The 22091-nt window shown below is 64.4% G+C and carries 14 protein-coding genes; 3 read left to right on the forward strand and 11 right to left on the reverse strand.

The window, feature by feature from the left end; genetic code table 11:
• Positions 1 to 89: 89 nt before the first annotated feature.
• Positions 90 to 2027 carry a S9 family peptidase gene (locus AAG612_RS14125; protein ID WP_342511161.1) on the forward strand — a complete coding sequence of 646 codons (1938 nt, stop codon included), beginning with the start codon at positions 90 to 92 and terminating at the stop codon, positions 2025 to 2027.
• Positions 2028 to 2270: 243 nt separating this feature from the next.
• Here AAG612_RS14125 and AAG612_RS14130 read toward each other — a convergent pair whose 3' ends face one another.
• From AAG612_RS14130 to AAG612_RS14170, 9 genes are all read right to left on the reverse strand, one after another.
• Positions 2271 to 5021, reverse strand: coding sequence for a M16 family metallopeptidase (locus AAG612_RS14130; RefSeq protein WP_342511163.1), 2751 nt, complete (start codon positions 5019 to 5021; stop codon positions 2271 to 2273).
• A gap of 75 nt (positions 5022 to 5096) precedes the next feature.
• A complete protein-coding gene (locus AAG612_RS14135; protein ID WP_342511165.1) occupies positions 5097 to 8540 on the reverse strand; it encodes a TonB-dependent receptor in 3444 nt (1147 codons plus the stop codon).
• Between the two features lie 92 nt (positions 8541 to 8632).
• Complete coding sequence (locus AAG612_RS14140) at positions 8633 to 9610, reverse strand: FecR family protein (RefSeq protein WP_342511167.1); 978 nt, start codon at positions 9608 to 9610, stop codon at positions 8633 to 8635.
• Complete coding sequence (locus tag AAG612_RS14145) at positions 9607 to 10083, reverse strand: RNA polymerase sigma factor (RefSeq protein ID WP_342511169.1); 477 nt, start codon at positions 10081 to 10083, stop codon at positions 9607 to 9609. Before AAG612_RS14145 ends, AAG612_RS14140 begins: the two co-directional genes overlap by 4 nt.
• Before the next feature lie 198 nt (positions 10084 to 10281).
• Positions 10282 to 11550: a TolC family outer membrane protein gene (locus AAG612_RS14150; protein ID WP_342511171.1), complete on the reverse strand. Its 1269-nt coding sequence runs from the start codon at positions 11548 to 11550 to the stop codon at positions 10282 to 10284.
• On the reverse strand, positions 11543 to 13948 hold the full coding sequence (locus AAG612_RS14155; protein WP_342511173.1) for an ABC transporter permease: 2406 nt from the start codon (positions 13946 to 13948) through the stop codon (positions 11543 to 11545). The genes AAG612_RS14150 and AAG612_RS14155 overlap by 8 nt, the downstream gene beginning before the upstream one ends.
• A gap of 25 nt (positions 13949 to 13973) precedes the next feature.
• Positions 13974 to 14762: a GIN domain-containing protein gene (locus tag AAG612_RS14160; protein ID WP_342511176.1), complete on the reverse strand. Its 789-nt coding sequence runs from the start codon at positions 14760 to 14762 to the stop codon at positions 13974 to 13976.
• Positions 14763 to 14775: 13 nt separating this feature from the next.
• Positions 14776 to 15456: an ABC transporter ATP-binding protein gene (locus AAG612_RS14165; RefSeq protein WP_342511178.1), complete on the reverse strand. Its 681-nt coding sequence runs from the start codon at positions 15454 to 15456 to the stop codon at positions 14776 to 14778.
• 17 nt (positions 15457 to 15473) lie between these two features.
• Positions 15474 to 16769, reverse strand: a complete 1296-nt coding sequence (locus AAG612_RS14170; RefSeq protein WP_342511180.1) for an efflux RND transporter periplasmic adaptor subunit — start codon at positions 16767 to 16769, stop codon at positions 15474 to 15476.
• Between the two features lie 155 nt (positions 16770 to 16924).
• Between AAG612_RS14170 and AAG612_RS14175 the strand changes: the two genes are divergently transcribed.
• A complete protein-coding gene (locus AAG612_RS14175; RefSeq protein WP_342511223.1) occupies positions 16925 to 18121 on the forward strand; it encodes a sigma-54-dependent transcriptional regulator in 1197 nt (398 codons plus the stop codon).
• Positions 18121 to 19266: a sensor histidine kinase gene (locus AAG612_RS14180; protein ID WP_342511182.1), complete on the forward strand. Its 1146-nt coding sequence runs from the start codon at positions 18121 to 18123 to the stop codon at positions 19264 to 19266. Before AAG612_RS14175 ends, AAG612_RS14180 begins: the two co-directional genes overlap by 1 nt.
• Before the next feature lie 30 nt (positions 19267 to 19296).
• Here the strand turns inward: AAG612_RS14180 and AAG612_RS14185 are convergent, their stop codons facing one another.
• The gene (locus AAG612_RS14185; protein ID WP_342511184.1) at positions 19297 to 21171 is read right to left on the reverse strand and encodes a sensor histidine kinase; all 1875 of its coding nucleotides are present in this window, start codon (positions 21169 to 21171) and stop codon (positions 19297 to 19299) included.
• 5 nt (positions 21172 to 21176) lie between these two features.
• A complete protein-coding gene (locus AAG612_RS14190) occupies positions 21177 to 21848 on the reverse strand; it encodes a LuxR C-terminal-related transcriptional regulator (RefSeq protein ID WP_342511186.1) in 672 nt (223 codons plus the stop codon).
• Positions 21849 to 22091: the final 243 nt, after the last annotated feature.

Below are 22091 nucleotides of genomic sequence, written 5' to 3' on the forward strand. Positions count from 1 at the left end.
CGAGAGGAGAGCCGGGCAGGCTATTGCCCGGCTCTCCCCATTTCGCCCATCCGCCGCAAACCCCAGACCTGCCATGGAGGTGCGCCACCATGCGGCGACCGCTGCCCCTGATCCTCACCTGTCTTGTCCTTCTCTCCGCACCCGCAAGTGCCCAAGAGCGCCGCCAGTTCGGCGATAATCTGTACCTTGAGAATGTGCCGCAGTCGGTTCTGTACGATGGGCGCGAGGTCGCCGGGCACATGCAGACGCAGAACAGCTATTCGGTGCGCGGCTGGACGCATGATGGCGACGCCATGCTGTTTTCCTATCGCGGCGACCTCTATCGCCGGGCGAGCGTCAACGGCGACTACGCCAAACTTCTAGACCTGCCGGGCGTCAGCCTGTCGAATGCGAAACCCGCGTCTGTCTGTGGGCGCGAGGGTTATGTCTTCACCTCCGACCGCGATGGCGACGAGTATAGCGCCGTCTACCTGACCGACGGGCGGTCTTTCGATGCCGACAAGATCTCGCCGGGGAAGTCGCGCAACGTATCGGTCATCGTGTCCGACACGCGCGACCGGATCGCTTACGCAAGCGCAGAGGCAGGCACCGGGGTGTGGCAGCTGATCGCGCAATCGACCTGCGCCGATGAAGCTCCGCAGGTCCTCGCACGGGGCAATGCGCCTTTCTATCCCGACGACTTCAGCCCCGCTGGCCGCCACCTGCTCGCCGAAGGCCCGGCAGACGAGGGCTTCAAGCTCTCGGAAATCGACCTCGAAACCGGGGAGGAGACAATCCTTCTGCACGCGGACGAGGACATAAAGGACTCCGCCTACTCAGCGGACGGGCGGTACATCTTCTTCACCAGCAACGCCTATTCCGACTTCATCGAACTGATGCGTTATGATCGTGAGACCGGCGAACTGATCCCGGTGCTCAGCGATGTCGGTTTCGACATTGATGGCATCGCGGTTGCGCCCGATCGCAGCCGGATGGCGGTGTCGTACAACCGCGACGGGCTGTCGATTATCGTCGTGATCGACATGAACCGGCTGGCGCTCATCGCTGGCCCGGCCGAGCGTTCGCCCGGTGTGGTCAGCGGCATGCGCTTTTCGCCCGATGGCGAGATGCTGGCGATGCGCGTGTCGCAGCCCGAAGTGCCATGGCGTTCGGGGCTGTACGATTATCGCACCGGCGCGTTCGAGCCGTGGACGGGCGGTTTCAAGCCGAACCAGAAGATGACCTCGCTCATACCGGACCTGACCTCCTACCAGACTTTCGACATGGATGGCGACGCACCCCGTCGCATCCCGCTGCTCGTCTATCGTCCCTCGACCGCTTCGGCCGAGAAACCCGCGCCGGTGGTGATCTTCGCGCATGGCGGCCCGGAATCGCAGTCGCGCCCCAGCTTCAGCCGTTTCTACCACTATATCGTGACGCAGATGGGGATCGCCGTGCTGCGGCCGAACATTCGCGGCTCCGATGGGTATGGCAAGACCTTCGAACAGCTCGACGAGACGACCCGCCGGGCGGATGCGATCCGCGATATCGGGACCCTGCTCGATTGGGTCGAGGAACAGTCCGATCTCGATGCGTCGCGCGTGGTGATTGCAGGCGGCTCGTATGGAGGGTTCGTCTCGCTTGCCTCGCTGGTCGAATATTCGGATCGCCTGAAGGGCGGAATCTCGCGCTTCGGCGTCTCCGATTTCGCCTCCTTCATGGAAAATACCGAGCCTTACCGGGTCGATAACCGGAGGCGCGAATATGGCGACGAGCGCGACCCCGAGGTTGCGGCGTTCTTCCGGAAGGTATCTCCGATGCAGAATGCGGACAGGATCACGGTGCCCGTCCTGTTCATTCAGGGGGGCAACGATCCGCGGGTGCCGCAGCAGCAGTCCGAAGACATGATCGCGGCGATCCGGGCCAACGGCGTGCGGGTGTCCTATGTTCTCGCCACCGATGAGGGGCACGGTTTCGACAAGAGCGAGAACAGCCGCATATCCGATGGCGCGCAGATCGCCTTCCTGCGCGAGATGCTGCTCGACTGAGGGCAGCGGACAGCTGACCCGCGAGGGGCCGCCGTCCGCCCGGGGCAGTCGCGCCCAAGCGGAAGGTCACGAGCGATCCGGCGATGACCGGGCGGGAAGACAACGGGGGCAAGGCGCAACAGAACTGCACGGACAGGAGGCAGCCGGGTCTGGCCGCTTACCGTCTGCCGAGGCCACCGTCATAGTGGTGCGCCCTCAATTCTTGCGATCTTCCTTCCCGAGCATGGATCGACCCGGGAAGGCTCATCGCACAATGCTCCCATCCGGCGCACGAACCTCGACGGGCCCGAGATTCAGGGCGCGCACGTTGTCCTCGATCTGCGAGAGATCGCCCACGATAACCCAAGTCATCGCCTCGGGATCGAGTAATGAGGAAACCTGGGCTGTATCGCCCGGGGTCAATGACGCGTAGCGGTCGGGCAGGGTTTCGATCCAGTTCACCGGATGATCGAAGCGGTCGACATAGCGCAGGTAGCCAACCATCGCGTTGTTCGTCTCGTAACGGTCGGCCAGTGTCAGCACATCGCCGCGCCGGACAAGCTCCAGCTCTTCGGGGGTGACCGGGCGACTATCCGTGATGCCTTCCAGCTCTTTCACGATTTCCGCCAGCGCGGCAGCCGTCTTGTCGGTCTGCACGCTGGTCGAAATCTGGAAGGTCTGCGGTCCGACAGCGGATGAAATCCCGCTGCCCGCGCCGTAGGTCCAGCCCTTGTCCTCGCGCAGGTTGGAATTGATCCGCGCAGTAAATCCGCCGCCGAACACCGAATTGAGCACCCCGAGGTCGAAGTTCACGGGATCGCGCCCGTCCGGCACGATCCGCCCGACCCGCAGCGCGGATTGGATGGCGCCCGGCTTGTCGATCAGGATGACCCGCGGGCCGGCCTGAGGGGCGAGCGGTGTCACGCTCTTTGTCCCCAGAGGCACGTCGGGCGCTTGCCAGCTTCCGAATGCATCCTCCAGTTCGGCCATCAGGCGTGCATAGTCGGTCGCCCCGGCAGCGTAGATCGTGGCGTTGTCCGGCCGGATGAACGCCCGGAGGAACTCCTCGAAGTCGGCGGGCCCGTAGCTTTCGATTACCGCGCGCCGATTGCCTAGCTGGCGGGCATAGGCATGATCTTCGCCGTAAATCACGCTCCCGAAGGCTTCGGAGGCGAGCGAGTTAACATCGGTTTTGGACTGTGCAATCCGCGAAAGCGCCTGCGACTTCGCCCGCGCCACATCCTCTTCGCGAAACGCGGGGTGGCGGATCATGTCTGCCCAGAGCTCGATCGTTTCGGGGAGATTGCGCGCCAGCGCCGAGGCCACCACCGTGGTCGTATCGACATCGCCGGTTGTATAGATGCGCGCGCCCAGACGCTCTTCCCGGTCGGCCAGCTCATTCCCGGTCAGGCTCTGCGTGCCTTCACCCAGGAGCGCGTTGGTGAACCCCTCGATCCCGTCCTTGCGGCCGAGATCGGCACTGCTTCCCGCATCGAAGCTCATCGCCATGTCGACCGTTGCCGTGCCCGGGCGCTCGGCGAATAAGACTCTGATCCCGTTGGAGAGCATCCCTTCGCGTACCGTTGGCAGCGCCAGTTGGGGGTAGCCCTGCAAAGGCGGCAACTGCGTGCGGTCGGCGCCATCGGCGCCTGCCTGGCGATCCGGGCGGGGGACGACCGTCAGCTGATAGTTCGGGCGCGACAGCCATTCGCGCGCGGCATCGCGTACATCCTTCGCGGTGGACGCCTCGATCTGCGCCCGGTCCTTCAGGTAACTGCCGGGATCGTCTTCGAACACGAGACCGCCGGCCAGCATCATCGCCTTCACGAACAGCGATTCCTGCGCACGAACATTGTTGCTGTACCAGCCCGCCTTGGTCCGCTCCAACTCGCTCTCGCTCGGCCCTTCGTCGATAAAGCGATCGAGCTCTTCGCGCAGGATGGCTTCGACCTCGGTCGGGTCGACGCCCGCTTTCAGCCGCACGCCGATCTCGAACACACCGGCCAGCTGCATGCTTTCGTAGTTGGCAAATACTCCGGTCGCCAGTTCACGGTCGACCACCAGCGCCTGGTTGAGGCGCGACAGGCGGCCCGATCCGATCAGGTTGGATGCAAGGCGCAGGGCCGGGCTGACCTCGCTGCCCTGGCCCGGCACCGGCCAGCTCCATGAAATCGCGGTCTGCGGGACGGCTTCCTCGACGACCTGAAGCTTGGTCGTGTCGAGCAGCGGCAGATCCTGGGTAAGCCGCGACACCGGCGGGCCGGGCGGCACGGCGCCGAAATACTTCGTCACGAGCTCGCGGGCGTCCTCCACCGAGACATCGCCCGCCAGGCTGACCACCGCGTTCGAGGCGCCGTAGTAGTCCTTGAACCAGTTATGCATGTCGTCGAGCGAGGCGGCGTCGAGGTCGTCCATCGAACCGATCACGGTGTGGTGATAGGGATGCTCGGGCGGGAACAGCGCCTCGTTGCGCAACCGGTCCATCGAGGAATAGGGCCGGTTCTCGTAAGTGCGCTTCTCGTTCTGTACCACGCCGCGCTGTTCATCGAGCTTGGCCTGGGTGACCGCACCCAACAGGTTGCCCATGCGATCGGATTCCAGCCAGAGCACCCGCTCCAGCCCGCCGGTCGGCACGACTTCGTAGTAATAGGTCTGGTCGAAGCTGGTCGCGCCATTGACCGCCGAAACGCCGATTTCCTGCAACGGCGGCATGTATTCGTCGTCGCGGTTTTCCGAACCGTTGAACATCAGGTGTTCGAACAGGTGGGCATAGCCGGACTTGCCATCGGGTTCGTTCATCGAACCGACGTGATACCAGACCGCGACTGCCACCTTCGGCACGCTGTGATCCTCGTGAACGACCACGCGCAGCCCGTTGGGCAAGGTGAACTCTTCGTAGGCAATCTCGCCATGCGAGGCGGGGACGGCAGGGGTGGCTTGCGCCAGCGCCGGGCCTGGCTGGGCGAGCGAAAGACCTACCGCGAGAATCGGCAGGGCAAGGAAATGCTTGGTCATCGAAGAGCTCCCGGGAAGGGGGGGAAGGGGGCATGCGTCGACGCCCCAACACGGGCGCCGACGCCATTGATGCGATCAGAAGGTGGCCGAAATGCCGATCTTGAACCGGCGCCCGCCAAGGTAGGTCGCGCGGTGGTAATAGGATGGCACGCCCTGTTCGCCGCCGAAGCTGTAGGCGACATCGGGATCGCCCGTGCCGTTCAGCAGATCGTTTGCCTCGAAGAAGACACGCAGATCCGCGAAGGCCGGGCGCAGGTAGTACTCGGCCCGGAAATCGAGCGTTTCGACCGCCTCGGTGTAGTTGCTCAGGCCCCGGGGCCGGAACGACGATAGCGCGCGCGACTGGTAGCCATAGGTGAGGTTCGCATCGATATCGTACTTGGCGTAGGTCAGCGCCGCGGTGCCCGAATGTCTCGGCTGTTGCACGAATGGCAGGCCTGTGAATTCGTAGACATTGTCGGGGGCAGGCTCATACGCATAGGTGTAACGGTCGGTCCGCGAACTCTCGGTATAGGTGTAGTTGACGTAGACGCCGAAGCCGCCCCAGACACCGGGCAGGAAGTCGAACCGACGCTCGGCCTGCGCCTCGATCCCCCACAGTTCCGCCACATCGTCGCTGTTGACCGGCGTGCCCCCGGTTATGAAGACCGAGTCCGGATTGGTTGGATCGAAATAGGGCGCTCCGTTGAAATAGGGGTAATCGGGCAGCGTGATCGCATCCAGCACGGCCGGACCGTTGGTGATGTTGGTCTGCAGCAGATTGTCGATTCGCTTGTAGAACCCGCTCAGCTTGAAGACGCCGATGCCTGAGTAATACTCGGCACTAATGTCGAAATTGTCGGTCTTCGCAGGCTTCAGATTGGGGTTGCCGCTATTGATCTGGAGGATCGGCTTCACGCCTTCCGGCCCGAGAATGGGGAAGTTGATGAAGGCGATCCGCGTTTCGGACGAAAGCTGCCCGATCGAGGGGCGCGCCACCGAGAGGAAGTAGCCGGCGCGGAAGATGAGATCGTCGCTTGCGCGGTAATTGAACAATACGCGCGGCAGGAAGTCTTCCGCCACCGATTCCTCGGTCACCAACCGGGTGAACTCGTTCTGGAAGATCAGGTCGTTGCCGACGCCGCCGCCGTTCTCGGGCAGGATCGGGCCGGTATAGACGGGGAAGACCAGATTGGTCGCCGCCAGCTTCGTGCGGTTGTACCGTACGCCGCCGATGATCTCGAGCTTGCCGATATCGACCCGCGCCTGGACGTAGGCGGCGAGATTTTCCTCTTCGGTCCTCTCGTTTTCCTCGTCGGGATTGGGGACGATCGGGGTGATCGTCAGCCCGGTGCTGGAGACGTAGCTTTCGAGGTTGTCGGCCAGATCGCGCACGGATGCTTCGCTCAGGACGAGGAAGCCCGCATTGTCGATGCCGATGCGGGAGAGATCGGACGGTACGAAATCCAGGCCCAGTGAGGTGACGGGCACATTGCCGCCGATCTGGCTGCGTACCTGGTTGCTGGTGAAGGACGTGTTCTCATAGAACACGCCGGCTTCCAGATAGTTGAGGAACCCCGTGCCCGGCGTCCAACGGGCCGATCCGCTCGCAGTATAGCGGTCGTTGCTACCCGAAAAGTCGTCGAACTGGCCGGAGGCATTGTCGATCGTGAAACCCGACGGGTCGTTGATCAGCGCTCTGCCTGCATCGCTGAGCAGCGGCAGTGGAATACCGCGGCCGGTGCGCGGCGCGAAGCCGGTAAGGATGCGGCCGGTAACCGGATCGACCGCGCCCGGCGTGAACAGATCCGCGCTCGCATCCGCTTCGGGCATGCGGAATTGCACGCCAAACTGGCGGGGGTGCGTTTCGGTGCCCCGTGCATAGCCCGTAAGGTATTTGAAGGTGAAGCTTCCGGCATCGGTGCGACCCTTGAAGCTGAAGGTATCGGTGACCTGCTTCACGTCGGGATCGTAGCTGTAGGATTGCGTCCGCTGGATCGCCTCGTTGCCGGGGGCCAGTGGCAGGATCAGCTCTGACTCACCGCCACCTGCGGGCACGACGTATTCAGCCAGGGCGGTGAAAGTGTCGGTGAGCGAGAAGAACGTCGAAGTGGACTGGGAGCGCTGGTAGTCGACCTTGAGGTTGGTCCCGTCGCTCACCTGCCATTCGGCCGATAAAGTCCCTGCGAAAGTTTCGTTCTCGTTGTTGTAGAAGGTGGTGTTTACGCCCGAGGGAAACACCCTGTCGTCGCCCGGAAGGAACGGAAAAACCGTCAGTGGATCGACCGCTTCGGGCGCGGTGATCGACTGGCCGTTGCTATCCAGCGGCAGCGAGGTGCCAAAGGCGAGCCGCCCCCCGTTCCCCCCGGCATCGTAACCGATCGAGCGGTTATCGTTGCGCCGGTACTGGATCGAGGCGCTGAGCCCGAAATTGTCACCGAATGTGCCCGAAAGCGTACCCGACATGAGGAAATCACTTCCGAAGTCGTCCGGCGTGAAGCCGCCTTCCACAAGCAGGCTGGCATAGCGCCGCGGCCGGTCGAGCGGGGACAGTGTCTCGATCTCGATCAGGCCGCCCGTGCCCGAGGAATCCTGACTGGGCAGCAGCGACTTGTGGATCGTGATCTGGCCGACCGAGTCCGCCAGCAAGTTGGAAAGATCGGCAGAGCGGCCCGTGCCGTTGCCCACCGGCAGGTTGATCCCGTTCAGTTTCACGGCGTTCATATCGGGCTCCAGCCCGCGCACGATCACGTTGGTGCCATCGCCCGTCACGCTATTGCGCTGGAAGGCCACACCGGGCGCACGGCGCAAGGCTTCGGCAAAGGTCGTGCCGGTGAAGTTGCCCAGATCGTCTGCGGAAATCACGTCCGAACTGTTTTCGGCCGTACGCTGGACGTTGAGGGCGTTGGCCCGCGCGCTGCGCGAGCCGTAGACCAGGATCTCGTAGCCCTCCGTTTCAGGCTGGGCGAGCACGATCGCGAGAGTGCGGGCGCTGTTGTTGCCGACGCTGACGGTTTGGTAAACCGTTTCGTAGCCGAGAAAGGAAATTTCCAGCGTGTAGTCGCCCGCCGGAACATTCGCGAAGCGAAAATCGCCGAAGCTGTCGACCGCTGTCGTCTGGCCGGTCTCGACGATCCTGACCAGCGCGCCTTCCAGCCCGCGCACGCTATTGGCCGCGGTAACCGATCCTGCGATCGCGCTGCGACCGGTCGCCGCGCCCGATTGCGCGGCGGAGGAGATGACGAACGCGCCGCTACTGGTGCGCGTCAGGGTCAGCCCCGAACCGCCGAGAATTCGTTCGAACGCGGTCTGTGCCGTAAAGGTACCGCGGATGGCCGGTGCCCGGCGTTCGGCCACATCCTGCCCGTTGAAGACCACGTTGCTGCCCGTCCGGTCGGCAACCGTGGTCAGAGCATCGCTCATCGGCTGGGCCGGGAGATCGAAGGTGTAGGTGGTTTCAGGTGCGGCTTGAGCGTAAGCCGCTGTGCTGATCGTGGCAGCCCCGATGGCAAGCAGCGAAGTGGTGAGTGAACGGTACAATTCGGCCCCCTTTGGAAAGGGCCGGTCCCGTCCGCCCCTGACCCCTAGACGATGCCGCATTGCGAAACCGACAGGCGGAACGAAACTTTTTTTCAGTTTTGTGTCTGTCGGCTTTCGATCACGAGCGTCTGGCCGGATGCGCGCACATCAAGATTGTGCAGGGCCGAAACTGCTTCAGCAAAGCTGGCGGGGTCTGCGGTGGAGAAGCTGCCCGATACCGCCAGTCCGGCAATGTCCGACCCGACCGCGAGCCGCTCCCCACCGTACCGGTTCAGCTCGCTGACGGCTTCGCCAAGCGGAACATCATCGAATACCACACGACCGCGCCGCCAGGCAGCCACATCCTCGATCGCGCGCCGATCGCTGCGAGCTTTGCCGTTGACGGTCAACCGCAATCGATCGCCGGTCCGCAGGGAGCGCCCGCCTTGCGCGATCGCGACAGGTTCGGCGCGCCCATCCTCGCCAAGTCGCGACACTGCGATCCTGCCTTCCAGCAAGGTTACCGAGGTATCGGTGCCGACATGGCGGACCACGAACCGCGTCCCGACCGCGCGCACCTGCAGGTTGCCGGCCCGTACGACGAAGGGGCGCTCGGCTTCGTGGGCCACGTCGAACACGACTTCGCCTTCCTCCAGGGTCAGCGCTCGCTGGTCGTCGTCGAAATCGAGCGAAAGGCGGGTCATGGTGTCGAGTGCGGCGGTGCTGCCATCGGCAAGGCGTTCGACTGCCTGCTCGCCGGGCGCGGTTTGCAATGTCTGGTGGCCGGGAAGCCGGGTCAAGACAAAGGCGCTCGCCAGCATGATCAGCGCGACGCAGGCGGCCATCGCCCACTTGGACGCAGGGGCAGCTTTCGGGGGGTGGCTTGCTGCGACAGGCGATTGTGCGGCAGCCCGGGGCAGCATTGACCACACTTCCTGGGCCCTGTCGAAGGACCGGGCGTGCCTCTCGTTTTCGCCCAGCCAGGCTTCGTGCGCTGCGCGAGCTTGCGATCCGGCTTCGCCGTCCAGTCGCACGAGCCACGCGGCCGCTTCGGCATCCTTGCCGGTCGCACTGTCAGAACCGCGGCTCACAAGCTTTCCATCCACTGCATGAGTTTCAGAGTCGCGCGAGCTACCTGCTTTTCCACGGCAGCAACGCTCATCTGCTCGCGCTCGGCAATCTCGGCATAGCTCAGATTGTCCAGCCGGCGCAGCAACAGGATCCGGCGCGTCCTTTCGTTCAGGTGGGCGATCCCGGCCGAAAGATGCTCCAGTTTCGCGCGCGCATCGACAATGTCGGCAGGATCGGGATCGGTGCTGGATACGAGCTGGACGTTGGGATGCTGGACAAAGGGTGCCCTGGCGCTGCGGCGCTGGCTATCGATCGACAGGTTGATCGCGGTCGAGACGAGCAGCCCTTCCTGCGAACGGACTTCGCTTGTTTGGGCGTAGGCATCGATCTTGATGAAGGCCTCGTGCACAATCTCGTCAGCATCCTCGCGTGAAAGCCCGCGACGGAGCACTGCCCGCCGCGCCTTTTCCAACATCTCTGGGATCCTCGACATATCCCTCTAGCAATCCTGACGCTTGCGGAACCGAAATCCGACAATACGGATATGCTTTGGCTTGCAAAGGGCCACAGATGGCGAGTCTCGGAATGCGCCAGCATTATCTTCGAAGGCTCGGCGCCCGACGATAGACCGTTAGTGAGAACGGTAGTCGGTCGCTTCAGATAAGCACTCCGATCGCGGCAATTCTCGATGTCAGCCAAAGAAGGCCGCATGATCGAGATGGCCGGTCGCCCTGAGCAGCGCGGCCTGCGCCATCAGCACATCACTGCGGGCGCGGGCGAGGGCAAGTTGCGCGGCGCGGTAACTTTGTTCGGCGAGCAGGATATCGATCGTCGAGCGCAGGCCGAATTCATATTCCGCCCGCACACCGTCGAGCGCAATCTGCGCGGCGGCCAGCCCATCGCGGCTCGCCGCCTCGCGCTGTCCGGCAGCCTGAAGCGTGGCCCAGGCGGTCTCGACCGAGCGCATGGTCTCGCGCAGCTCGGACTGCACCGCGTAACGATTGGCGCGCGTCGTCGCTTTCGCCTCGCGCACCCTCGATGCCGCCAGCCCGCCGGTCAGCAGGGGGATTCGCACGCTCACACCGACGCTTGCGGCGTGATCGTAGCTCTGCAGGGCGCCGCCGGTCTCTTGCACTCCGCGACCATAGGCCCCCGCAAGCTCGACGCTCGGTGCGCGGTCTGCGCGGGCGCGGTCGATCCGGGCTTCGGAAGCCTCGACGATGCGCAGGCGTTGAAGCAGGCGCGGATTGGCCAGTTCGGCTGCGGCGCGTGCATGGGCAAGATCGGCTGGAAGCATGGCGGGTGGGGGGACATCGGCCTCCAGAGTGCCCGGGTTGTGGCCGACCACTGCGCGATAGGCGGCGCGCGCGCTTGCCAGGGCAGCCTCGGCATCGGCGAGATTGGCGACAACGCTTGATCGCTGGGCCTGCAACTGCGCGACGTCGGTGCGGGTCGCCTGCCCAAGGTCGAAGCGCGATTGCGCCTCTCCCACCTGCCGGTCGAGCCGTTCGATCCCGATCCGCGCGACCTCGACCGCTTCCTGTGCGAACAGCAGGTCGGCATAGGCCGCAACTACGCGCTCAAGCATCGCCGCCTCGCTGTCGCGCACAACCTGCGCGCCTGCTGCAAAATCTGCTGAAGCCGCGCGACTGGCGGAGGAGATGCGGCCGCCGGTCCAGATCGGCATGGCCGCTTGCAGATCGGCGCTGCCCGCGCCCCCGTAGCCGAGATCGTCGTAGCCCGCACCGGCAACCGCAGAGAGCGTTGGCCGACCCTCGGCCCTCGCTTGTTCGGGGGCCTCTTCCAGCGCCTCCTGCCGGGCTCGCGCCTCGGCGAGCGTGGGGTTGGTGGCGTAGGCTGCCGCAATCGCATCGCGCAGCGTATCGGCCTGCGCCGGGGCTGCGCACAGGAGCGCGGCCCCGCCAAGCAAGGCGGCCCTCGTGATGACGCCCCTAATCATGACGCAGCGCCCACGCCGGAGCGGTGCGGCTTGCGCGGAGTGACTGGCCAAGGACGGTCAGCACAGCGATGGCGAAGGCCACAAGGCTCGCACCGATGAAATAGATCGGCGAGAGTGCGATCCGGTCGTCGAAGTCCGCGAGCCAGGTGCGCATGGCGTAATAGGCGAGCGGCCAGGCGATCAGGTTGGCGAACACCACCGGCCGCATGAACTGGCCGACCAGCAGCTTGACGATATCGGTTGCTGAGGCACCGAGCGACTTGCGAATGCCGATCTCCTTCACCCGCCGCGCGGTGTTGAACGAGGCAAGCCCCCACAGCCCGACCATCCCGATCAGCACCGCTAGTCCTGCGCCGATGGCGAACAGGCGCGCCGTGCGCTCGTCGTTCTCATAAAACATTTCGAGCCGTTCGTCGGTTGTTTCCATTCCAAGCGGGAGCGCTCCGGCACTTTGTTGCCAAGCGGCCTCCACAGCTTCCTTCACAGGACGCGGATTGCCCGTGAACCGCAGTGTGGCGATGGCGAAATCGGGCAACTGGCTCTTGTAGACGTAGAAGGTCGGCCCGATTTCGGCGCGGGCGGAAGTGTAGCGGACATTGTCGACCACACCGACGATCGTGCGCGGCCGTCCTCCGCCGACAACCTTGCCGATCGCGTCTTCCGGCGAATCGAAGCCCATCACGGGCACGGCGTTGCGGTTGATGACAATGTTGAAATTGCCTTCGCTCTCGATCTCGGCCGCATCGTCGCGCCCGAATTCGGGGCTGAACACCCGGCCCGCCAGGGTCTCGATCCCGTAGGTTTCGAAGAACTTTTCCCCCACATCGATCTTGCGGACGCTCGGGCCGGGACCGGGCACACCGGGCAGCTGGACATTCTCGCCCGTATTACTCCCGCTGCCGCCCGCCGCCATCGTCGCCAAAGTGGCCGAGGTAACTTGGGGGATTTCTCGGAAGCGCGCCATCAGCGTGCCGCGCGCCGCAGCATCGAGCCCTGGATCGTTGAAGGTGCTCATGACCAGCAGGCCTTGACGCTCGAAACCAAGATCGGCTTCCCGGACATAGCTGGTCTGCGCCATCATCACGGCGGTGCCGATCATGAAGGCGATCGAGAGGCCGAACTGGAACACCACCAGGGCTTCACGCACCCGGGTTCCGCCCTTGCCGCCACCCGGCGAGCGCGACGCGGCCAGCACCGCGGCAGGCCGAAACCGCGAAACAACCATCGCAGGGTAGAAGCCCGCCAGAACGCCGGCGACGATCGACAGCAGGAACAGCGCAGGCACGACCAGCGCATAGGGAATTTCGAGTGAAAGTCCGCCCGCCGAATTGACGAAGGGCAGGCCCAGCTCTGCGAGGATCAGACCGCCCAGCGAAGCGATCGCGACAGTCAGGATCGCTTCGCCCATGAACTGGCGCATAACCTTGCCGCGATCGGCACCCAGCACCTTGCGCATCGCGACCTCGCGCGCCCGCAGACCCGAACGCGCAGTGGCCAGATTGACGTAATTGGTGAGCGCGATCAGCAGCGTGACGAGCCCGACGATGCCAAGGGTCGCGACCGTCTGCGGCAGGGTGTCGCTCGTGCCGAGGTGGAAATCGGCGATCGGCTCGACGATGTAGGACAGCATCTCGTCGGGGTCCTCGCCGAGGTCGTCGCCATGCTGGCGAATGAAAGCAGGCATCTTCTCCAGGAAGCCCTGTACATCTGCGGGGGTCTCGAGCCGCACATAGGTGAGCGCAGTCAAGGCCCCCAGATTGCGCTCCTCGGCGATGATTGTCGGCGAAGTGGACTGGATGATCGGGATCAGGATCGAGAAATCGAAATGGGTGTTTGTCGGCAGATCCCGAACGACCGCGCCGACGGTGTAGTTGGTCGGGCCCTCGTCGTGCGAGAGCGTGATGGTCTTACCGATCGGATCGCCCGACGGGAAATACCGCTCTGCCGCCTCTTCGGTCAGCACGGCGTTCCGTGGAGACTTAAGAGCATCGCGCGAGCCTGCCGTCAGCTCCAGCCGGAAGAAATCGAGAAAACCCGGATCGACGGGCGCGATATTCTCTGCCGTCCCGAAGCCGTCGCGGATCACACTGCCATAGGCCGGCATGATATTCGTGCCGACGAGCTCGGGATCGGTCTCCTTGAGCATGTCGAGCAGCCCCCACGGCGTTTGATAACTCACACCGTCGAACGGGCTACCGGGCAGGTTGAAATCGCTCTGCACCATGTAGAGATTTTCATGGTCCGGAACCCAGCGATCGTAGCTGGTCTCGAACCGGACATAGAGACCGAGAACGATGAACACGGCGATGCCGATCGCCAGACCACCAATATTGAGCGCGGCGTAGAGCTTGTGCCGGGTGAGCGAGCGATAGAGCGAAAGAAGGGCGAAGCGGTTCATGGCAGGGTTCCGGTACTGGGGCGGTTCAATCGCAGGCGGTTTGGGCTTGGCCGCCCTTGCTGAGGGTGCAGGTCGCGCCGCCGGTGACGCGGATGCTGCTCACGCCAGAGGCGGAGAGCGCAGCAGTCCGGCTGGCGTGCGCCCTGATCGAGGCATTGCCCGAAGCAGTGGCGGTGACCTGCGGGGCCAGGAGGTCGCGCGTGTCCGCCTCGCTCGCACCGCTGCTGCCGATCGCAACCACCTTGGCCGATCCGGCGATGTTCGCTTCGGCGGCTCCGGAAAGGTCGAGCGTGACAATATCCGCCATGATCGACGTGGCCCGCAGTTCGGACGCGCCGGAAAGGTGCAGCTCGCCATCGCCGATCTCGAGTCCGGTCAGGTCGAGCTCGCTTGCGCCGGAAAGCTTTGCCTCGAAGCGGGGCCCGGAGAAACGTTCGATCGCCATGCGCGTGGCACCGGAGAGTTCGACCTCGCGCAGCGCCGGTAGCGTGATCCCGATCGCGATTGGAACATAGCCGTCCTTGCAGCCGCCCTTCTTGCGGTCGAGTACCAGCCGGGGCCCGCGCGTCTCGGCTTCGAGCAGCGCGAGATCGCGCTCGGTGCCGCGGACGGTCACCGCAAAGGACGCGCCCCGCCGCACGGTGGCTTCGTCGCAGCCCGAGAGCCTGATGGCGTCGTATCCCTCCAGTGTGAGCACGCCGCTGACCTTCTCGGCGCTTTGCGCAGAGGCGGTCGGTTTGGGCTGCTCATGCGCGTCGGCGGCGCAGGGGATCAACGGGAGGGCGAGAAGCGATAGCGAGAGTTTGCGTGCCATGGGTGCGTCCTCCTCAAAGCGCGCGCATGGCGCTGGCGACTATGCGGCCGTCGAGCATGTCGATCCGCCGCTTTGCTATGTCGGCGTGGCTTGGAGAGTGGGTGACCATCACGATGGTCGCACCGCCATCGTTGAGGGCGGTGAGGATCTTCATCACCTGCTCGCCATTGGCGGTGTCGAGGTTGCCGGTCGGTTCGTCCGCGAGGATCAGCTTCGGCTGGCCCACGATCGCGCGGGCGATTGCGGCGCGCTGTTGCTGGCCGCCTGAAAGCTGGTGCGGGAAATGGCGCGCGCGGTGGGCAATGCCGACCGTATCCATGGCCGAGGCGACCCGCTCCGCCTTGTTGCCTGACAGGTCCTTGCGATAGGCGAGGCCGAGCGCAACGTTCTCCTCGATCGTCAGTTCGTCGATCAGGTTGAAGCTCTGAAACACGAAGCCGAGCTGCGCGGCGCGAAACCTGGCCAGTTTCTTCTCGGCCATCGCGGCGAGATCGGTGTCACCGAACCAGTAATGGCCTGATGTCGGTCGGTCGATCGTGCCCAGCGTGTTGAGCAAGGTGGATTTGCCACAGCCCGACGGGCCCATGATGGCGAGGAATTCGCCTTCCGCCACGTCGAGGTTCACATCGACGAGAGCGGTCGTCTCGACCTCGTCCGAGGTGTAGCTGCGTTCGATATTTTCGAGCTTGATCACGAAGTTCATCTCTCTTTTCAGCGGATATTGATGGTGTCGCCCTTCACCCGGGCGAGATTGCTGGTGACGATGCGCTGGCCCGGTTCGAGGCCTGACAGGATTTCGACCTGCCGCGGATTGCGGCGACCGATTCTTACGCTCACCCGGCGGGCGTGCTTGCCATCGGGATCGACCACGAAGGCCGACGAGCCGCCTTCGCTCAGCCACGCGCCGACCGGCGCAATCAGCGCAGGCGTTGCAGCGCCGAGCGTGATCCGCACCTCGAGCGTCTGCCCGCGATTGAGATCCTGTTTCGGCGTCGTCTCGAAAGTCAGCTCGACGCGGAAGCGGCCTTCGGTGACGGTTGGCAGGACCTTCGATACGGTCAGCGTCGCACCGTCGGACGTGGTGGCTTTCTGGCCGACCTCGACCCGGCCGAGGTAATATTCGTCGACCTCGGCCTCGAGCTTCCAGTCGCCTTCGCTATCGACCTGCCCCGCGGAATCTCCGCTGGCGAGCGTTTGGCCCGGCTGGAACGGGAAATTGGTCAGGCGGCCCGCCATGGGGGCGCGGATCGTGAGCGCATCGAGACTGCCGCGCACGGCGGCGAGGTTGTTCTGAAGGCGCGCACGCGTGGCATCGAGCATCTGGCCTTGCGTCGCGGTAATCCTCGCCTCGTTGGCACGTCCGTTTTGCAGCTGTGCGAGGCGCTCGGTCTGGTAGTCGACCTCTTCCTGATAGCTGTTCACCCCGGCATCGGAGACGAAGCCCTTGTCGTGAAGTTGTCGGCGGATATCGAGATCGCGGCGGGCGCGAACCAGGTCATATTCGGCGGCCGCGACCTGGCCCGCGCGATCGACGCGCGAACGCTGGATGCCCAGATTCTGACCCGCGACGCCGCCCAGCTGGCTGGCGATCTGCGCTTCCTGGCTCAGCACGGTGAGCTCGAGATCGGGATTGGCGAGCCGCGCGAGCGGCTGGCCTTTCGTTACCAGCGCGCCGTCCTGAACGAAGAGCTCCTCGACCTGTCCCCCGCTCATCACCCCGACCAGCGTGGTCGTGGCCGGAACGACTCTGGCGCGGACGGGCAGGTAATCGTCGAAGGCCGCACGGGCCACTTTGCCGGTCTGGATCTCGTCGGCATCGACATTGGTCGATCCACGGGCGGGGATCGCACGCCACCCGACAATGGCAATCGCGATCACCGCGAGGGCGATCAGCAGCCGCTTGTCGCGCCACCACGGGGCCCTCTTTTTCTCGACCTTGCGATCCATCGCGGCACCGGGTGTGGGCGTAGACAAATTGTTGGACTGTTCGGCTGTGTGCGTCATCATGTCCCCAGTATCGCCGAACATGGCCCAGAGACCTAAGTTATTATGATTAAACGGAATTCTAACACTGCCCGTCAGCCGGGCCGTCCATCGCCGGACACACAAGTGGACAGCAGCGCGAAGCGTCAAGCGAAGAGCCCGGCCTGGCGATTCTCCTGATCGACGACCGGCCCGAGGTTGCGAGCGCGATGGAGATCGCCTTTCGCATGGCCGGTCACCGCCTGACCGTGGCTCACGAACCTGAGGCGGCGGTCTCCCAACTGGCGCGAACCCAATTCGATGGGATCGTGCTCGATCTCAATTTCACTCCGGGAAAGAGCGACGGCAAGGAAGGGCTCGCCTGCCTCGACCGGATCATGGCGGACGATCCCGGCGCCTGCGTCGTCGTGCTGACCGCGCATGGCGGGGTCCGAATGGCGGTCGCAGCCATGCAGGCGGGTGCGCGCGATTTCGCGGTCAAGCCGTGGAACAACGCGGATCTGATCGGCAAGGTGGAAGCTGCGGTGGACCGCGGGCCGGTCACCACGAATGCGGGCGCGCCCGGTGCCGAACGTAGCACGCCACCTGCGCGCATTCTTGGCGAGAGCGCTCGCATCGAAGAGCTGCGTCAGCTGATCCGCCGGGTCGGGCCGACCATGGCCGGGATCACGATCACCGGGCCATCGGGGGCAGGGCGGATGCTGACTGCGCTCGCGGTCCATGCAGCCTCCGCCGATGCGCAGAACGCGCCGCTGCGGATCGACCTGCGCGAAGCGGGGGCGCTCGACGGGATCGAGGATGCGGCAGGCAGCGTGATCCTGCGCTATCCCGAGCGGCTCGAAGAGCTGGCGCAGGATCGACTCGCACGGCTGCTGCCCGAAATTGCCCGTCCGATCGCGATCGCCGATCGGATCGATGCGCTAACCCCTGCACTGCGCCGCCGCATCGCGACGATTGAACTTCCCGTGCCGTCGCTGGCGCAGCGGCGAGCGGACATCCCGATCCTTGCGCGCCATTTCCTGAATGATGCGGCAGCTCGCTTCGGACGCGCGGCACCACGGCTGACCGAAGCGGTTGAAACCGCTTTGCGCGAGGCCGACTGGCCCGATGAGGCGCGTGGTCTGGCCGCTGAAATGGAGCGCGCTGTTTTGCTGTCGGATGACGGGACGATCGATACCGGCATCCTGTCGATCGGCGCGCGTTGCGCGGCTGCTCCTGCCGAAGAGAACACGCCCAGGTTCGATCTCGATCGCACGGAGAAGGCGATGATCGCCGCCGCGCTGGCCGAACATCACCACAATGTCAGCCATGCGGCCAAGGCGCTGGGACTGAGCCGTGGCGCGCTTTACCGCCGGATGGAGCGCCACGGCCTGTGATGCTCTACCATCGACGTGGGTGGCGGGCGGCTGCGCTGGGGGTTGGCCTGCTCGCTAGCGCATTTGTCGCGGCATTTGCCTGGGACACCGGGCGCTGGGGCCTGCTGGTCGGTGCGATGCTGACGGGGTGTTGGGCACTTGCGCTCGCATGGTGGAATGCCGCCCTGGTGCCTTCGCGCCCATCGGAACCGGGCAGCGATGCAGAGGATGAAGATGCGGCGGTGCACCGCCTTTTGCTCGATGCCGCACCCACTCCGCTGCTCGCGATAGATCGCGATACGGCCCGCGTGCTCAACCGCGCGGCGCGGACGATCTTCGCCTCCGATGACCGCATCGTCCCTGTGCCGACAGCGCTGCTCGATCCTTCTGCATCGACATTGCGCCACGAGGGACGCCGGTGGCGGATCGACCGGGTCGAGGCCTCGTCGGGGGTGACGGTCGCCGCATTGATCGATGTCGAGCGCGAGGAACTGGCCGCCGAGGCGCGCGCAAGTGCGGATATGATCGAGGTGCTGGGCCACGAGTTGCTCAACGGACTCTCGCCGATCGTGTCACTGGCCCAGAGCGCGCAGACGGCGGCCACGCAGGAGCCGGTGGATACCGCGCTGCTCGCGGAAATCCTCGGCCCGCTAGCCCGCCGCGCCGACGGCCTGCAGCGCTTCGCCACGGATTACCGCGCGCTTGCGCGCCTGCCCGAGCCGATCGTCACGCCCGTTGCGCTCGACCAGTTCGGACAAGATCTGGCGCAGCTCTTCGCCCGGCGCTGGCCGACGGTCGCGCTCACGCTTGATATCGGCGAGGTTGGCGAATGGGCGATGGATCGCGACCAGGTACACCAGGCGGTCTGGGCCCTGCTCAATAATGCGGCTGAAGCCACTATCGCCGCAGAGGACCCGCGCGCCGCCCTGTCGATGACATACGAGGAGAACCGGTTGGTGATTGCCGTCGCCGATAATGGGGCGGGGGTGCAGCCGGAAAGCGCGGCCTTCGTCTTTCGCCCCTTCCACACTACCAAGCCCGAGGGCTCCGGGATCGGACTTTCGCTCGCCCGTCAGATTGCCCGTGGCCATGGAGGATCGCTGGAACTGGCCGGAGCGAACCCGACCGTTCTCCAGTTGAGCCTGCCCAGGGCTCCTTGCGGCTGAAGAACTGCTTCGGCCGCCAGCGGCCGGCATTCACCAGGACAGGTGGACCGAAGTGCCCTTGTTCGAGGTTTCGATTTCCAGCGTGACACCGATGTCGGCCGATCTTTGCCGCATACCCTTGAGGCCAAGCCCACTTTCCGAAGGGTGGCGATGGGCTTCCAGCAGCGGATCGAAGCCACTGCCATTGTCCGTTATCCAGATATCGCGCTCGCCCGATTGCACGGTGATGACGTCGGCGCCGGAATGCTTGACCGCATTCGTAATAGCTTCCTGCACGATGCGCATCAGCCCGAGGATTTTGGAGCGCGTCGGATTGTCGAACCGGGGATCGCCTTCCACCTTCCATTCGAAGCGGGCGTGATGGCGATCGAGCAGCGGTTCCAGCCGGTTGCGGATCATCCCGAGCGCGGCCGATATCTCTACATCGGAGTGGAGGCTGTCGATCATCAGCGCCATGTCGCCCAGCGCATCCTCTAACGCGTTGCGCAACACGGGGTCGTCCCTGCCCGAGTTTTCGAGATAGGCGAGCGTGTTGACCAGTTGCCCGCCGATGCCGTCATGCAGGTCGAGCATGATCCGCTGCCGTTCCTGCGCGACGACCTGCTTTTCCTTCTGGCGACTCAGCGCGCGATACATTTCGTCCAGTTCCGCCGATTTGGCGCGCACCTGATCCCGCAGCGACTCGCTGAGCCGGTCGCGCTGCCGCTTCATCTCGACCAGCCATTGCACCAGCGTCCAGCTGATCCCCGCGAACAGGAGGGTCACCGCGACCTGCCCCAGGGGGAGCCGCACGACCTCACCGGCCATGAACGAATCGAGCCAGGCGGTAACCCCGCAACTCGCCGAGAGGCTGAACAGCAAGACGAGCACGAAGCGGTCCACGAGCGCGAGAAGCGGTGTCGATATCAGGATCCAGAGGATGCAGATTACAGCAACAGCGACGCCGATGAAACTCACGCCAGCTGCACTGATGCCCAGCACCGGGTGCCCCGCAACCAGGATCGCCAAGCCGGCGGCGATCGTTGCGTGCACCGCCACGAACGCCAATTGCGAACGTTCCTGAAAGAAGTCGCGCAGAAACATGTAGAGGCAATAGGCGGTCCCATGCATCGCCAGGATCGAGGCAAATTTCCACCAGGGCCCTGGCGGGGCCACATTGGGGTAGGCGAGTTGCCAGCCGAAGATCGTTGCGCCTGCCATCGCCAGGGGGAGCCAGCCCAAGCCCTGTCCCCGACGGTTCATTCGCCAGAGCGCGAAGAACGCGGCCCCGAGAATGGCGGCCAGACCGATGTTCATCCGCACCATGCCGGTCCGGAACGCGAACCGGGTCAGCCAGGTCAGCCGGATGGCGTCCGCTTCCCCGACATAGACGGGATAGAGCGCCAGTCGGCCGATATCCGATTGCGTCAGGGTGATGTCGATTTGGTTGGTACCGGGGCGCAGCACCGGCCCTGGCAAGACACCGTAAATCGGCCTGTTCCAGTCGTGCCACAGCGGGCCGTCCGGTTCGGAGTTTGGCGACATCCTTATGCCGTTGACCTCGATCCTTGCATGGTCGGTCACCCGCGGTGCCACGAAGGCCAGAAGATCATCGCTGACGGGCCTGTCGAAACTGAGCCGGTAGTGGGCACCCACCACGCTCGTACCGCGCTCCAGCGTGGTGACATGGGGGAGCGTGACGGGCCTGAAATCCTGACAGTCCGGCTGGGGCGCATTCGCGCGCTGAAGGCATAGCTCGGCGCTGTCGAGGCGCTCGCCCCGCGTCATCTCGGGATAGGGGTTAATGGCCAGTAGCTGGATCAGTACGGTCAGTGCGCCGACGAAAAGCGGGATCGCCAAAAGCAGACAGATCGTGCGCAACAACCCGCGCGGCGCAGCTTCGACCTCGCCCCTTTCGCTCAGCAATTCCTTCAAAACAGGCCGAGGCGATTTGCGGTGGCGACGGCCTGGGTGTTCGAACTGACCTCAAGTTTGCGGTAGACGTTGTGGATATGTGTCCCGACGGTGCCGACCGTGATATTCAGCTTCTCGGCGACCTCCTGACGTTTGAAACCGTGCGCAATCAACCGGAGAATGTCCTTCTCCCGCGCGGTAAGACCGATCTGGAGGGCATCGTCCTGCGGCTCTTCGGGCTGCGGGACCATATTGAGGAGATAGCGCGCGATCTGGGGGCTGATCGGGCTTCCCCCTTCGAGAACGGTCAGCAGGTTGCGCCCGACTTCCTCGGGCCGGTCGTTCTTGAGGATATAGCCGGTCGCACCCGCTGCAATCGCTTCGATCACGCGGTCCTCATCGGCGAAGACCGTGACGACCAGGCTGTCGCAGGGCCAGTCGGCGGCCTGGGCGGCACGGATGATCTCTACGCCGGAGCCGTCCGGCAGGCCCAGGTCGACGAGAATTGCCCGCGGCCTGACCTGAGAGAGTTCGAAAAGACCTTCCCGCACCGAGCGTGCGATCGAGCAGGTCCGCACCTGTGTAAGCTGTAACAAAGCCCGCGCGAGGCGATCGGCGGTCTCCCTCCGGTCTTCGACGATTACGACATCGACCGGCGAGGATACGACCTGAACAGACCTGTCATTCACCGCGGTTCTGCCGTTACGGGTAGGTAGGAATGATGTTTCAACGTCTGACTTTCTTACCCCCGATCAATCGCGCGGTCGCTCTGGGAGAGCGGGGCTGTGCAGGATTGTGCCTCAACGGTACAATTCGGCGTTCTGAATAGGGCCATAGCAGACGTCAAATCGACCGAATATCAATGGATCCGTAGATGGTCCGGTCGTTACCAAAATCTTAAACCGCCAACCAACTGGTTCAATCCGGGAAAA

Source organism: Citromicrobium bathyomarinum (assembly GCF_038594605.1).
Classification (GTDB): domain Bacteria; phylum Pseudomonadota; class Alphaproteobacteria; order Sphingomonadales; family Sphingomonadaceae; genus Alteriqipengyuania; species Alteriqipengyuania bathyomarina_B.